This is a genomic window from Aquimarina sp. TRL1, from assembly GCF_013365535.1.
Classification (GTDB): Bacteria; Bacteroidota; Bacteroidia; order Flavobacteriales; family Flavobacteriaceae; genus Aquimarina; species Aquimarina hainanensis.
The window spans coordinates 5,295,480-5,309,605 of the sequence record NZ_CP053590.1; the positions used below are offsets into that span (position 1 = coordinate 5,295,480).

Here is a 14,126-nt window from a genome sequence, read left to right on the forward strand (position 1 = left end):
CTCTTATGACTTTATGAAGCTAAACTTCCTTCTTTTTATTTGTTTATTACAGATATGCTGTAAAAAAGAGCAAGGAAGTTTAGCTACTATGTCTAAAAGTCCCTCTCCATATACTCAGCAGTACCCGCAGCTGGATCATCTTTTTAAAAAACACCCAACCTATATCGCCAGTAGTTTTGATTTCCCCGTTGGCAAACCTGATGCCAAAGGGTATTACAATGCGCAACATTTTGGAGAAAATGCACATTTGGGAGAAGACTGGAATGGAATCAAGGGAGGAAATAGTGATTTAGGCGATCCTATTTATGCCATTGCCAATGGATATGTATCCTTTGCTCAGGATATCGGAGGCGGATGGGGACATGTAATTCGTATTATTCATCAATACCAAGGCTCCTATTATGAATCTGTCTATGCACATTGTCATACCATAGCGGTCAAAAAAGGAGATTTACTCCATAAAGGAACACCTATTGGTACTATAGGGAATGCCCATGGAAAATATTACGCACATTTACACCTGGAAATAAGAAATCATATCTTTATGGATATCGGACAAGGATATTCCAATGATACTAAAGGATATATACATCCTACAAATTTTATAAATTCAAACTAATGGCTACCATTAAACCTTTTAAAGCAGTCAGACCCACCAGAGACAAAGTAGGATTAATCGCCTCTCGCTCTTATCAAAGTTATACTCCAGAAGAACGGGATTCCAGAATGACGCATAATCCGTATTCTTTTCTGCATATCGTAAACCCTGGTTACAAATACCAAAAAGTAATTTCGGGAGAAGAGCGATATAAGCTCGTCCGAAACAGGTATTTGGAATTCAAGGAAGACGACATTTTTATTCAGGATCAACAGACCTCGTATTATGTGTATAAGATTGTCAACAGGGAACAGGAATCTTTTTGTGGTATTGTAGCAGCCGCAAGTGCCGAAGATTATGAGAACAATGTTATCAAAAAGCATGAGGATACGATTCAGGATCGGGAAACCACCTTTAAAGAATATCTCCGTACAGTAGGTTTTAATGCAGAACCTGTGCTTCTCACCTACCCAGATAATGACATCATAACCTCAATCATAAAAAATACAGTAGCAGAAAGAGCCGAATATGAGTTTACCACCACCTACAGAGACACTCATTATTTATGGCAAATCAATCAACCGGAAATTCTCCGGCAGATCGAAAAAGAGTTTGCAGCTATGGAAACCATCTATATTGCTGACGGACATCATCGATCCGCTTCTTCTTATTTACTTTCCAAAGACCTGAAAGAAGAAAATTCTAATCATACAGGAACAGAAGCCTATAATTTCTTTATGAGTTACCTGATTCCCGAATCCGAACTTCGGATATATGAATTCAATCGCCTTATTAAAGATCTGAACGGACTTACTAAAGAAGAATTTTTAATTCGTCTGGATGAGTGGTTCCGTATCGAAAATCGAGGAATTGAAGTGTACAAACCCAGTAAACCTCATCATTTTAGCTTATACCTGGAAGGAGAGTTTTACTCTTTGTATCTGAGAAAAACAATCTACGAATTTAATACTGCATTAGATTCTCTAGACGCTCATATTCTGTTCAAAACAATTCTTGAACCCATCTTAAACATAACAGATCTTCGTACTGATGACAGAATCGAATACTCTCATGGAAAAAATGACATTGTTTATGTAAAAACAAAAGTTGACTCCGGGGAATTCAAAGCAGGTTTTGGTTTATTTCCTGCGACTGTTGAACAAATGAAAAATATAGCCGATGAGGGCTTGACCATGCCTCCAAAAAGCACGTATATTGAGCCTAAATTAAGAAGTGGGATCACTATTTATGAATTTGAAAAATAAATTCGTTGATACCCCATAAAAGAAGTATCTTAGAAAGAGACATTATGAGCATTACATCTAATCTGCAAGACATACAAGAATCATTACCTAAAGAGATCACCCTAGTCGCTGTATCAAAGACCAAACCTGTCGCCGATATTAAAGAAGCCTACCAGGCGGGACACCGAGTATTCGGAGAAAACAAAATTCAGGAGATGACAGAAAAATGGGAGCAGCTTCCTCAGGATATTTTATGGCATATGATCGGGCATGTACAGACAAATAAAGTAAAGTACATGGCTCCATATGTTCACTTGATCCATGCAGTTGATAGCTTAAAACTATTAAAAGAGATCAACAAGCAAGCCTTAAAAAATAAACGGATCATCCATTGCCTGTTACAAATAAAAATCGCAGAAGAAGAGAGTAAATTTGGACTTTCTCCTTCAGATGCCCAAGCACTATTAGCTTCTGAAGAGGTCAGCAGTTTATCCAATGTTCATATCGAAGGGTTTATGGGAATGGCTACCTTTACTGATAATCAAAAACAGATTCGACAAGAATTTAGTGTGATCAAAAACCTATTCGACGAAATGGTTCCTCAATACCCCCAACTAAAAACACTATCCATAGGAATGAGTGGGGATTATGAAGTCGCCATTGCTTCCGGTAGCACCATGGTTCGTATTGGAAGTTCTATTTTTGGAAAAAGAAACTATGTATAACCACAACCGTATAAAAAAGTAGGAACGATACAATATGTATGCAATTTTAGATATAGAAACAACAGGAGGAAAATACAATGAAGAAGGTATTACTGAAATTGCTATCTATAAATTTGACGGTCATGAAATAGTGGATCAATTTATAAGTTTAATTAACCCGGAGCGTCCGATACAGCCTTTCGTATCCAACCTGACCGGGATTAATAACGAAATGCTTAGAAATGCCCCCAAATTTTATGAAGTTGCCAAGCGAATTGTAGAAATCACAACAGATGCGATTATTGTGGCTCACAATGCGAGTTTTGATTATCGTATTCTGAAAACAGAATTCTCACGACTGGGATTTGAATTCGAAAGAGAATCTCTTTGTACTGTAGAACTCTCCCGAAAACTAATCCCGGATCAACCATCCTATAGCCTCGGAAAACTAGTTCGAAGCCTGGGAATCCCCATGACCGATAGGCACCGGGCGAATGGAGATGCTTTAGCCACTGTAAAACTTTTCAAACTTCTTCTTGCCAAGGATGTAGAAAAAAAGATTGTCACTAATACGGTTCGTTTTAAACCCAAAAGACAAATTGACGATAAGCTACTAAAGCTTATTGACAGTGTCCCTTCGGAGACCGGAGTATATTATATGCACGATGCCGAAGGCAAGATTATCTATATCGGAAAAAGCAGGAATATCAAAAAAAGGCTCAACCAGCATTTTACCAGTGATAACCGGAAATCGAAACGGATACAGGAAGAAGTTACCCATGTGACTTTTGAGATTACAGGAAGTGAGTTACTCGCCTTATTAAAGGAGAATGAAGAAATCAAATTACACAAGCCTAAGTTTAATCGGGCCCTGAGAAGAACACGTTTTGATCAGGCTCTTTATCAATTTACAGACGAAAAAGGATATATCAATCTCAAAACGGCAAGAATTGACCTCAGAAAAAAACCTATCACTATATTCACTAACAGGCAGCAGGCCAAATCTTTTATGTTTAAGTGGTCAGAGGAATATCAGCTCTGCCAAAAATTAATGGGATTAGATACTGGCAAAAAAAATTGTTTTAACTACACTATTAAGCAATGCTATGGAGCTTGTATATCAGAAGAATCTCCTGCCGAGTATAACGAACGGGTGATGGAATTAATACATCACCATTCTTTCAAAAACGAAACCATGGTTTTGATCGACCGGGGAAGAGAGGTTGACGAACGCGGAGTCGTATTAATAGAAAATGGAATATTGCAGGGGTTCGGGTACTTTACCCTTAATTATCAGATAAACAATATCGAGATTTTACGCTCTATTATAACACCTATGAGTCATAACAGAGATGCCCAGCATATCATTCAAAGTTACATTAGAAAAAACAAAAAGTTAAAAATTATTAAACCTACCAGTAATGAGTAGATAATGGTTTCTGAAAAAAATGTCTCTATCATTCCTTATCAAAATAAAAATGATACTTTAATCATTCTGGGGCATACGTACTTTTTTTAGTATTTTTAGACCAAAACCAACTAATTTGAACTCAAACAAAGCAGAAACTCATTGGAAAAATAAACTTCATGAAATTATTTATGAAGCAGATACGCCGGCTGGTAAGTTTTTCGATATCATTCTTCTGATATTAATCGTACTTAGTATCATTTTCGTGATGCTGGAGAGTGTCAAAGGACTCCCGCAATCGACTTATGATTTGCTATATTATGCAGAATGGATTATCACTATTTTTTTCTCACTAGAATACATTGCCCGGATTGTTTCGATAAAAAAGCCTTCTAACTATATTTTTAGTTTTTATGGGATCATTGATTTTCTATCTACGATTCCGTTATACTTATCTTTTTTCTTTACCGGATACCACGCACTGCTTACCGTACGTGCACTTCGGTTATTAAGGGTATTTCGAATATTAAAAATATCGAGATACATTGGAGAGGCAAATAAACTAAGTACCGCGATAAAAAACAGCAGGGCAAAAATTTCTGTATTCCTGTTTGCCGTTATTGTGCTATGTATTATTCTGGGAACTATTGTTTATCTGGTAGAAGGAGAAGAAAGCGGCTTTAAAAATATCCCTGTGAGTGTTTATTGGTGCATTGTAACAATGACTACTGTCGGATACGGAGATATTGCTCCTGTAACCCCGGCCGGGCAGTTTATAGCTGCTTTGATTATGATATTGGGATATGGTATCATTGCTGTTCCGACAGGAATTGTCAGTGCAGAATACTCTCAGCACTCAAAAAAAGTTCACTTAAACACCCAATCTTGTCATAATTGTAATGAAAATAACCACCAGGACGGGGCTAAATTTTGTCACAATTGCGGAGAATCACTCTATAATGAATAAACATCTTATTGTTATTGTTGGCCCTACTGCCATTGGAAAAACGAATCTAAGTATTCAACTGGCACGTCATTTTGATTGCGAAATTTTGTCTGCGGATAGCCGGCAATTTTTTAAAGAAATGCAGATCGGAACTGCAGCCCCTACGACAGAAGAGCTGAGTATGGCACCTCATCACTGCATACAACATATCAGCATACAGGATGCTTATTCTGTAGGAGATTATGAAAAAGAAGCACTCAGCATCTTAACCTCCTTATTTGCCAAAAAAGATATCGCTATTCTAATTGGAGGATCCGGTTTATATGTCCGGGCAGTAACTGATGGGCTTGATGATTTCCCCGAAATAGATCCTGCCATCCGGATTACTTTAAATGACATTTTTGAAAAAAAGGGAATCACGGCACTTCAGGAACAGTTACAAACATTAGACCCTGTACAGTACAACAAAATGGATATTCAAAATCCGCATCGATTGATTCGGGCACTAGAGATCTGTATTGGTACCGGTACCCCCTACTCTTCTTTTCTAAGTACCGCTGGAAAAAGCCGTCCTTTTAATATTATAAAAATAGGGATTACTGCCGATCGTCAGATTATTTATGATCGTATCAATACCAGAGTAGATCATATGATGGAGGAAGGCTTACTAAAAGAAGTAACCGCTTTATATGAATTCAAAGCATTAAATGCCCTGAATACTGTTGGTTATAAAGAGTTATTCAAGTACCTGGATAAGGAATGGTCTCTGGAAACAGCTATTGCCGAAATAAAAAAGAACACAAGACGCTTTGCTAAGCGACAGCTAACCTGGTTCCGAAAAGACCCAAAAATTCACTGGTTTGACTACCAGGAAGACACAAAGAAAATCATACAGAAAATTGATACGTTTCTCTCATAAAAAAAAGGCTGTAAATGCACTGACATCTACAGCCTTTTATATTGCTTTAATAAAGTATTGGTTTGTTTGGTTAAAAAAAACATTTTCTAGTCTTCTTCTTCCCCTTCTTTTCGAACTACCAGTCGAAATCCTTCTCCGTGGATATTGAGAATTTCTACCGTTTCGTCTTGTTTTAAATATTTTCTAAGTTTAGCGATATACACATCCATACTACGAGAGGTAAAATAGTTATCATCTCTCCATATTTTTGTCAATGCTAATTCTCTAGGCATTAAGTCATTTAAGTGCAACGCCAATAAACGCAATAATTCGTTTTCTTTTGGAGACAATTTTATAGATTCTTCATCCTTATAGGTAAGAAATCTCAACTTAGAATTCAGATGGAAACTTCCGATCATAAACTCAAACTGCTTACTGTCAACTACCGATTCAGTAGTTTTTCGCTGCATAATCGCCTGAATTTTCATTAACAGCACTTCACTATCGAATGGTTTATTAAGATAATCATCCGCTCCTATCTTGTATCCTTTAAGCACATCCTCTTTCATTGCCTTGGCAGTTAGGAAGATAATAGGAATCTCTTCATTTTTATCTCTGATTTCTTTTGCTAATGTAAATCCGTCTTTGTATGGCATCATTACGTCAAGAATACACATGTCGTAATCATCCTTTTTGAACTTTTCAAAACCTTCCATTCCATTCTTGGCATGGACTACTTGGTAATCATTCATTACAAGATAGTCTTTTAACACAGTTCCAAAATTCGGATCATCTTCAACAAGCAAAATCTTTTTGTTTTCTGTTTCCATATTTTATGATATTAATGGTAATTTAATTATGAAGGTAGAGCCTTTTCCCCTTTCGCTCTCTACCCAAATTTGACCGTGATGGTCATCTATGATTCTTTTTACATAAGTAAGTCCTAAGCCATGCCCTTTTACATTGTGAAGATCCCCTGTGTGTTCTCTAAAGAATTTTTCAAATATTTTCTTTTGTACTACTTTACTCATCCCTTTTCCCTGATCTCTAATTTTCAGAAGAATGCTATCCTTAACATTCTCTGTATAGATATCTATTTTTGGTGAGTCTTCAGAATATTTTATAGCGTTGTCCAGTATATTAACTACGACATTAATCATATGACTATCATTGGCTAATATCGCTGATTTAAATGCGCCCAAATGGGTTTTAATATATCCGGACTTATCTTCTACTATAAGAGATACATGGGTTATTGCATCTTCTATAATATCGTGTAGCTTTAGTCTTTCTTTTTTAATATTTAATTGATTTTTCTCCAGTTGAGAAATCCGTAAAACATTTTCTACCTGAGCATGCATTCTTTTATTTTCCTCTCGTATCATCGTCAGGTATCGTTGTGTTTTTTCGCTATCTCCACCTATTTTCGGGTTTTTAATGGCATCTAGCGCCAGGTTTATAGTTGCTATTGGTGTTTTTAATTCATGCGTCATATTATTGATAAAATCTGTTTTTATCTCCGATATCTGACGCTGCATAATTAATTGAGATAATGCACTGGAATAAGCAATAACAATAATTAATGTAAACATGATAGAAAGAATTGTCATCCCTTTTATCGAGGATAACACATATTTTTTCTTTCCTGTAAAATTAACATACAACTGATATTTACTAAATCCTTGTTCATTAATAAAAAGTGGTACTGAATAAGTAGTTGGGTATTCCAGGCTAAAATCATCAGAATGGACTCTTGTCGCTAGTGCATTACTATATATAGCATATTCAAAATCCACTTTTATATCTCGTTTTTCTAACTCTTTATTTATTAATCTTTCTATCTCTTCTTTTTTTACTCTCCTGTGTATCGGAAAATAACTTGCGATTTCTCCTATAGCCTCTTCATAATCTCTTCGCTGAAGATCTGTCAATCTTTGAATTCTTTCTAATTTAGAAATCTTTCTGTTTTTTGTGATACGCGCTCCATTTTCTCCTCCTATCGTATCTGTCTTTCGATTCAATATTACTTTTTTCAACTTTACCGTATCGATATTGAAGGCTATAAAAGAAGAAAACAGCTTATAATCTTCTTCTAAACTACCATTTGCATATGACAATCCTTTTCTGGTACTATCAATGCTTATATCAAGCAATTGTCGAATCGTTTTATTATCCGGAGCATCAATTGTATCTATAATTTGCTGCAACGGAAAAAATATCTCTTCAAACTCTCTATACTGAATATCTTTTGATACGGATATAAGAATATGTTTTGCATTTAACGAAAACTGTTCCTCATTATTTTCTACCGTATTATTAATCCAATATCCCTGCACAAAAATGATACCAATCAGTGACAAGCTCATCAAAATTATTAGCAGGACGAATAGTCTTTTATTCATGCCCCAAAAATAAGACTTTAACATTTAGCCACTTTATGGTTTAACCAAATGTTAACAGTATACTATGACTTATTCACAAGACGATAAGAGAATAATTTTATTGTGGATTTTCTGAACCTGATCGTGTGTATTTTTCAGATTATTATTTCGTATTACAAAGTCGGCAAACGGGACTTTTTGGTCATCTGTCCATTGGTTTTTCATTCGATCTTTTACCTGTTCTTCTGTTGTATTATCTCGTTGCATCACCCGCCTGATACGTTCTTCTTCTGACACGACAACCAGGATCGTATAATCACATTTTTTATATCCTCCATTCTCAAATAGAATAGCTGCTTCTTTTATAACGTATTGCCCCTTTTGTTTATTCTTCCAATTGTTAAAATCTTTCGCTACTGCAGGATGCACGATACTATTTAATGCTTCTAACAAGGCTTTATCCCGAAAAACTTTATTCGCTATATACGCTCGATTCAATGCGCCGTCCTGATATGCTTTTTCTCCTAATAAGTCTACAATAGCAGCTTGTAGGGTTTCATCTGTATTCATCAACTGTTTTGCCTCTTTATCTGCGATATAAACAGCAATCCCCATATCCTGAAACATATTAGCAATTGTCGATTTGCCACTTCCAATTCCTCCGGTAAGTCCTACTACTTTCATCTTCTTTCTATTTTAAGATTACAAATTGCACCTGTTTTTCTCCCAGCCTCACATCGTGAACCGTAACCGGATATTCCTTAATCTCCAGAATCAAAAAAGAACTCCCTTCTGCTACCTTTTGATAATCCGCGATAATTTTAAAATCAGAGGGCGCTATTGTATTATATGTATCCAGCCCAACCCTATACACTACCTTGACTTCTTTTGGAAATACCTTTACCTCATGATTGTCAGGTACATTAATAAGTGTCACCGGGATCTCCTGACTTCCTTCCGTAAATTTACTTACGTCTATAGAAGCGGTAATTTCTAAGGGACTCACAGTAACTCCCAAAGGAAAATCACTTCGATCCAAAGCTACTTTTGTACTGTAGTTTTTATGAACCCCTTCTATCAGAAATTCTTCTGTTTGTATGGATGCAATCGTATCCACAATCCTTTTTGCTCCGGAGACAATTACTGAATCGGGGCTTGGAATTACTCCTTCTGCACTTCCGTAACCTGCTGTAAAAGTCACATTTCCATTGATTGTTACAGGTATCTTTTTTTCTAAATTCTCATCCAGCTTCAACCGGATTGTATCTTTCTGAACAGATAACACCCGCCCTTTAAAATCCAGGTTATTCTTAAGTAATAATGCCTGCTTATCAATAAAAAAGGAATACCCTCTACCGGAAGCAGTTACAGCATCTTCTACATCAAAAGTCAAGGCATTTTTCTTCCAATTATTACTCATCAGACGAAACCCGTTTCCATTGAGAATAATCTTCAGGCTCAGGTCACTAGTCGTATTGAGTATTTTTCCGTTGGGGATATTCACATATCGGATTGGTACCTCCACCTCTCTTGTATAGTTTTTAGAAAACTGAATAAACAACCATAGCATGGATGTAAATGTGAGAAAAAACAGAAATGTTTTTACATTGTTCCGTTTAAAAGAAAACCTATGACGTATACTGCTTTGTTCTTTCATCTATAATTAGTATCGTTTTAAAAGAGACGTTAAAAATCTGACATCCCACCGAGTTCCTGCCCTGGTTTATCAACACCCGTGCTAAACTATTTTTTTACCTACTGCCGAAAAAATAATTTCCGAAACTTCTCTTCTGGTTTTTTACCTAATACATGAATATAGTAATAAGCGGTTAAAAAACCTTTTCCATACCCATAAAACTGTATCAAAACAGCTATTACAGCTTTGATTGCTATCGATACACTTTTATAAGATCGCAGTGCTCCTATAAAAATCAGTAAAAAATACCCTGCCAGGAAGGCTGCAAAATACCAGTACCCAAAACATGCAGCGACTATCGACAGTATTGCAAATGCGATAAACAAGCTTGGAAACCAATAGGTTATTTTTGCTGTTTGCGGATGCCATTTATTCAAAATAGGCCGCACCAACCCAAACTTATGAACCTGTATTTTAAATTTTTCCCAGGAGATTCTTCGTTTATGAAAAACTTTTGCCGTTGGAATCAAAGCTGTTTCATATCCCAGCTCCCACAAACGGATAGTCAAATCCGGATCTTCTCCGGGATGAATATTTCCGAATCCGGATGATTTTTCAAAAGCCTCTCTGGATAAGCCCATATTAAAACTTCTCGGCTGAAATTTACCCATCGTATTTTTTCTTCCTCTAATTCCTCCAGTTGTCATATATGAAGTCATACTGAAGCTAATTGCTTTTTGCAGGTCCGAGAAACTCGAATGTGCATCATCGGGACCTCCAAAACAATGAACAAACTTCTTCGCTAAAAAAGAAGCGACTTCGCTTAGGTAATCCGCCGGTAAAATTACATCACTATCCAAAATTATAAAGTAATTCCCTTTTGCCACACGCATCCCATAGTTCCTGGAATCTCCCGGTCCCGTATTTTCCTTTTGATAATAACTGATCGATAATTGATCTTTATATTTTTCTACCTCTGCGGCTGCAGTATCAGTGGAACCATCTTCTACAATTACTATTTCATATGGCTGATCATACTCCATAGCTTTCATACTCGCTAATAATTCTTTAATCTCTTCGGGCCTGTTATAAACAGGTATAATAAATGAAAAGTCTGGCTTCATACAGCAAAGGTAATCAAAGAATGATTCTTTGAATAAAACCGTTCTCTTTATTTTAAACAGAAATACATCTCAAAACTATGTTTCGAAAATGAACTCTTCTTATAGAAGTGGTTTAAACTTTTTTCAATTTGCTAAACATGAGGAATTCAACCATAGTTGGGCTACGATGCTACGCTATCGCATTTTAGAATTTCATCACAGCACATCCACACCTAAACTCCCGCGGCGCACCCCTCCTCAATAGCTATAAAACACTATTTAACAAATATTTACATCCCGACATTTATAATTTGGAACATTCTTTGCGATATAAAGATTGTTTTCTGAAGAATTTTGCGCTTGTTTTCAGGGAGTATAATTGGATAAAAAAGCCTCTAAAACCATCATAATCGAGCGCTTCATATCATCTTGTTACCTAATCAATTTGAAAGAGCCTCAGGTGGCAAAAATTGTTAGAAGGGCTAGTGCAAAGTCCAGTATCTTACGAAAAATAACCCCGAAAATGTTAAGGCATTCTTTTGCCACTCACCTTTTAGAAGACGGAACAGATATTAGATACATCCAAACTTTACTAGGGCATAGTAGTACAAAAACAACAGAAGTATACACACAAGTTGCCCTAAATAATTTTAAATCAATTAGAAATCCGCTAGATTTGTAGAAAAATATAATGGAAATATGTGTACCGGTACACATATCCAATTGTTAGCTCTAATTACCGAAAACCAAATATGACAGAAAAACATTGGACTGAACCAAATGGAATTTTCATTATCAATATTCCTGCAAACTGGCAATACAGAAATGCAGTATTCGAAGATATTGAGGAAAAATCGCCATATAGTTTTGAACAATATGAAAATTCTGCTGGATGTTTTCAATTAAGTTGCTATTCTTTATCCGAACGAGGAATTAATCCAAATTTCCCTGTTCAAAAAAGTGATTCAAAAGTTGAGTGGTTCGAATCAAGAATGGATGACAAAGAATTCGATATGTATTTATGGCACGCTCAAGTTGGCGACCAATTCTGTATGGCTAAATGTATCTATTCTGCTAAAGACAGAAAACTTTCCAAAGTGAAAAAATTAATTAAGAAGTCAAAAAAGGTTCTCGATAGTTTTAGAGTAGTACCTACTGATGAAAGAGATTATGCGATTGCTTTGGATAAATATGACAATTTTAATGGTTCATTAGCTAGTTCTTATGATTTAAGAGAAAGAGCTCTGGAGTCTAAATCCCACATAGAAATTATTGCAATAGTTTCAAATCAAATTGATGCTTATTTGAGAATTTCTATTGTTCTTAAAAAACAATTGGAACAAGAAACCAACAATATCGAGGTAAAATATCTTTTTCAAGGAGAAAATGAAAGAGGAATAATGGAAAGAAATATTTACAAAGAAGCTAAATCACTAAACATTATAACACAGGAATTATTTGACGAATTGAATTTACTTTATGATATGAGAAATAGAGTAATTCATCGTTATATAATTAGTTACATAAAAACAATCGACATTGCTGAAACAGCAGTAAAATATTTATTGCTTTCAGAAAAAATCAGGGAAATTTTAAAATCCATAGAAGACGAGCAAATAGATAATGGAATTGGAATTTACGGAAAAGGATATTTAAAAGATTACGAAGTTACTTTAGAAGACCAAAGAATCGCTTGGTCTATGGCGAATGACAAACATTTATTAACAGATTTACAAAGAAAAATAAAATAACTAGAGCTAACAATGTGTATAATTCATTGCTAGTAAAGGCTTACTTACGAAAATTCCGCTGGAATTTTCTATCTGTGATTATTTGCTAACTTTAGTGCTTAATCACGCAACGAAATCATACACTAACCCGTTGTAGAGCATTTAGAAAAAAGAATGAGTGAATTAAATATATTATATTGGAATACATACCAAAAGCCCTTAATTGATGAAATTAAGAATATGGTAATTTCACATAATATTAATTTTATTGTACTTATCGAGAATACTGCTGACGATGATTTCTTACTTAATTCTTTAAAAAATATTAATCCCGATTTTAGGAAATTTAAAACTAGAATTTTCAATAGACCTAAAATATTTTCTAGTTTTCAAGAAATCGAGATAAAAGAAGTAAGCGGACACGGACGGTATGGAATTTATGAAATTCTGCTACCTAAATATCAAAAAAAGTTACTGTCAATAACACATTTCCCTTCAAAATTAAATTGGGGAAATCCAAATGACCATTTTGGTCTTTGTGTAGAATTAAAAACTGATATTGAACTTCAGGAGTTTAAATCTGAAACAAGAAACACTATAATATTGGGTGACTTCAATATGAATCCTTTTGAAGATGGCTTAGTAAATGCAACTGGACTTCATAATATAAGTAATAAAGAAATTGCCTTAACAATGGATAGAAATTATCAAGGTAGGTCTTATAATTATTTTTATAACCCAATGTGGAGTTTTTTGGGTGATGAATCTAAAGGTGATGTACAAGGAACACATTTTTATAATTCTTATAAACCAATAAATTATTTTTGGAATTTGTTCGACCAAGTAATGATAAGACCCGAATTGATACCATTTTTTGAAGAAGATGAATTAAAAATAATCACTAAAATCAATAACACACCATTATTAAAAAAAGTGAATGGTTATAAACGAATAGACAAGAATTATTCGGACCATTTACCTATAAAATTTCAAGTTAAACTAATCAAACAAGAAGAATATGAGCAACAAGAGCTTATGGCCAAATAATATCAAGCAAGATGACCATAAAAGTACACCTAAAGAATTCTTGGCAGAGCAACTAGGTTATCTCACTCAGGCCACAAATAGAAAACTACAAGGAACTCTCTCTTCCGTATCAGCGCATTCAATGGTTGATAGACAAACAAAAGAAGATTTTAATGGAGAGTTGTTTATTCATTCAATGAAAATTATTTCGCCCAGCCTAGGATATTCATTCACGTTGTTAAGATTAGCTCATCCAACGCTTAAAATTTATCCTTTTGCAGTATATTCAAATTTGACTGACAAAAAATATAGTGGTGATAGTATAGATGATTTAGAAAGAATTTTAACTGAAATATTCAATAGTAAAGAAGTTGTAAGTGCCTTGAGTTCATTAGCAAGTCAAAGTGATGAAATAGACGAATTACCATTTTAAAAAACGCTCTACAACAATG

15 protein-coding genes are annotated in these 14,126 nt (G+C 35.0%); 10 read left to right on the forward strand and 5 right to left on the reverse strand.

The genetic code is table 11. From position 1 onward, the window contains the following. Nucleotides 1-13: 13 nt before the first annotated feature. From HN014_RS21810 to miaA, 6 genes are all read left to right on the forward strand, one after another. The gene (locus HN014_RS21810; RefSeq protein WP_176030945.1) at nt 14-619 is read left to right on the forward strand and encodes a M23 family metallopeptidase; all 606 of its coding nucleotides are present in this window, start codon (nt 14-16) and stop codon (nt 617-619) included. Continuing rightward, entirely contained in the window at nt 619-1,863 is a 1,245-nt protein-coding gene (locus HN014_RS21815; RefSeq protein WP_176030946.1) for a DUF1015 domain-containing protein, read from the forward strand. The genes HN014_RS21810 and HN014_RS21815 overlap by 1 nt, the downstream gene beginning before the upstream one ends. A 44-nt stretch (nt 1,864-1,907) precedes the next feature. Continuing rightward, nucleotides 1,908-2,567, forward strand: a complete 660-nt coding sequence (locus HN014_RS21820) for a YggS family pyridoxal phosphate-dependent enzyme (protein WP_176030947.1) — start codon at nt 1,908-1,910, stop codon at nt 2,565-2,567. 34 nt (nt 2,568-2,601) lie between these two features. Continuing rightward, nucleotides 2,602-3,975: an exonuclease domain-containing protein gene (locus HN014_RS21825; RefSeq protein ID WP_176030948.1), complete on the forward strand. Its 1,374-nt coding sequence runs from the start codon at nt 2,602-2,604 to the stop codon at nt 3,973-3,975. 115 nt (nt 3,976-4,090) lie between these two features. After that, complete coding sequence (locus HN014_RS21830; RefSeq protein WP_176030949.1) at nt 4,091-4,921, forward strand: ion transporter; 831 nt, start codon at nt 4,091-4,093, stop codon at nt 4,919-4,921. Then, nucleotides 4,914-5,819: a tRNA (adenosine(37)-N6)-dimethylallyltransferase MiaA gene (miaA, locus tag HN014_RS21835; protein WP_176030950.1), complete on the forward strand. Its 906-nt coding sequence runs from the start codon at nt 4,914-4,916 to the stop codon at nt 5,817-5,819. The genes HN014_RS21830 and miaA overlap by 8 nt, the downstream gene beginning before the upstream one ends. An 86-nt stretch (nt 5,820-5,905) precedes the next feature. Here the strand turns inward: miaA and HN014_RS21840 are convergent, their stop codons facing one another. The 5 genes from HN014_RS21840 to HN014_RS21860 form a co-directional block, all read right to left on the reverse strand. Next, complete coding sequence (locus HN014_RS21840) at nt 5,906-6,628, reverse strand: response regulator transcription factor (RefSeq protein WP_176030951.1); 723 nt, start codon at nt 6,626-6,628, stop codon at nt 5,906-5,908. Nucleotides 6,629-6,631: 3 nt separating this feature from the next. Continuing rightward, entirely contained in the window at nt 6,632-8,200 is a 1,569-nt protein-coding gene (locus tag HN014_RS21845; protein WP_176030952.1) for a sensor histidine kinase KdpD, read from the reverse strand. Nucleotides 8,201-8,269: 69 nt separating this feature from the next. Beyond that, nucleotides 8,270-8,863, reverse strand: a complete 594-nt coding sequence (coaE, locus tag HN014_RS21850) for a dephospho-CoA kinase (protein WP_176030953.1) — start codon at nt 8,861-8,863, stop codon at nt 8,270-8,272. A 7-nt stretch (nt 8,864-8,870) separates the two neighbouring features. Then, nucleotides 8,871-9,836: a CdaR family protein gene (locus tag HN014_RS21855; RefSeq protein ID WP_176030954.1), complete on the reverse strand. Its 966-nt coding sequence runs from the start codon at nt 9,834-9,836 to the stop codon at nt 8,871-8,873. Between the two features lie 98 nt (nt 9,837-9,934). Continuing rightward, nucleotides 9,935-10,939: a glycosyltransferase family 2 protein gene (locus HN014_RS21860; protein WP_176030955.1), complete on the reverse strand. Its 1,005-nt coding sequence runs from the start codon at nt 10,937-10,939 to the stop codon at nt 9,935-9,937. Between the two features lie 358 nt (nt 10,940-11,297). Between HN014_RS21860 and HN014_RS21865 the strand changes: the two genes are divergently transcribed. From HN014_RS21865 to HN014_RS21880, 4 genes are all read left to right on the forward strand, one after another. Continuing rightward, complete coding sequence (locus HN014_RS21865; protein WP_176030956.1) at nt 11,298-11,600, forward strand: tyrosine-type recombinase/integrase; 303 nt, start codon at nt 11,298-11,300, stop codon at nt 11,598-11,600. Between the two features lie 70 nt (nt 11,601-11,670). Then, nucleotides 11,671-12,669 carry a hypothetical protein gene (locus tag HN014_RS21870; RefSeq protein ID WP_176030957.1) on the forward strand — a complete coding sequence of 333 codons (999 nt, stop codon included), beginning with the start codon at nt 11,671-11,673 and terminating at the stop codon, nt 12,667-12,669. Between the two features lie 153 nt (nt 12,670-12,822). Then, nucleotides 12,823-13,695, forward strand: a complete 873-nt coding sequence (locus tag HN014_RS21875; protein WP_176030958.1) for an endonuclease/exonuclease/phosphatase family protein — start codon at nt 12,823-12,825, stop codon at nt 13,693-13,695. Then, nucleotides 13,667-14,107, forward strand: coding sequence for a hypothetical protein (locus tag HN014_RS21880; protein WP_176030959.1), 441 nt, complete (start codon nt 13,667-13,669; stop codon nt 14,105-14,107). Before HN014_RS21875 ends, HN014_RS21880 begins: the two co-directional genes overlap by 29 nt. The last annotated feature ends 19 nt before the right edge of the window (nt 14,108-14,126 follow it).

Coding starts and splice junctions, on each gene's coding strand:
- HN014_RS21810 (WP_176030945.1), top strand. CDS start 14: ATGAAGCTAAACTTCCTTCTTTTTATTTGTTTATTACAGATATGCTGT.
- HN014_RS21815 (WP_176030946.1), top strand. CDS start 619: ATGGCTACCATTAAACCTTTTAAAGCAGTCAGACCCACCAGAGACAAA.
- HN014_RS21820 (WP_176030947.1), top strand. CDS start 1,908: ATGAGCATTACATCTAATCTGCAAGACATACAAGAATCATTACCTAAA.
- HN014_RS21825 (WP_176030948.1), top strand. CDS start 2,602: ATGTATGCAATTTTAGATATAGAAACAACAGGAGGAAAATACAATGAA.
- miaA (WP_176030950.1), top strand. CDS start 4,914: ATGAATAAACATCTTATTGTTATTGTTGGCCCTACTGCCATTGGAAAA.
- HN014_RS21840 (WP_176030951.1), bottom strand. CDS start 6,628: ATGGAAACAGAAAACAAAAAGATTTTGCTTGTTGAAGATGATCCGAAT.
- HN014_RS21845 (WP_176030952.1), bottom strand. CDS start 8,200: ATGAATAAAAGACTATTCGTCCTGCTAATAATTTTGATGAGCTTGTCA.
- coaE (WP_176030953.1), bottom strand. CDS start 8,863: ATGAAAGTAGTAGGACTTACCGGAGGAATTGGAAGTGGCAAATCGACA.
- HN014_RS21855 (WP_176030954.1), bottom strand. CDS start 9,836: ATGAAAGAACAAAGCAGTATACGTCATAGGTTTTCTTTTAAACGGAAC.
- HN014_RS21860 (WP_176030955.1), bottom strand. CDS start 10,939: ATGAAGCCAGACTTTTCATTTATTATACCTGTTTATAACAGGCCCGAA.
- HN014_RS21870 (WP_176030957.1), top strand. CDS start 11,671: ATGACAGAAAAACATTGGACTGAACCAAATGGAATTTTCATTATCAAT.
- HN014_RS21875 (WP_176030958.1), top strand. CDS start 12,823: ATGAGTGAATTAAATATATTATATTGGAATACATACCAAAAGCCCTTA.
- HN014_RS21880 (WP_176030959.1), top strand. CDS start 13,667: ATGAGCAACAAGAGCTTATGGCCAAATAATATCAAGCAAGATGACCAT.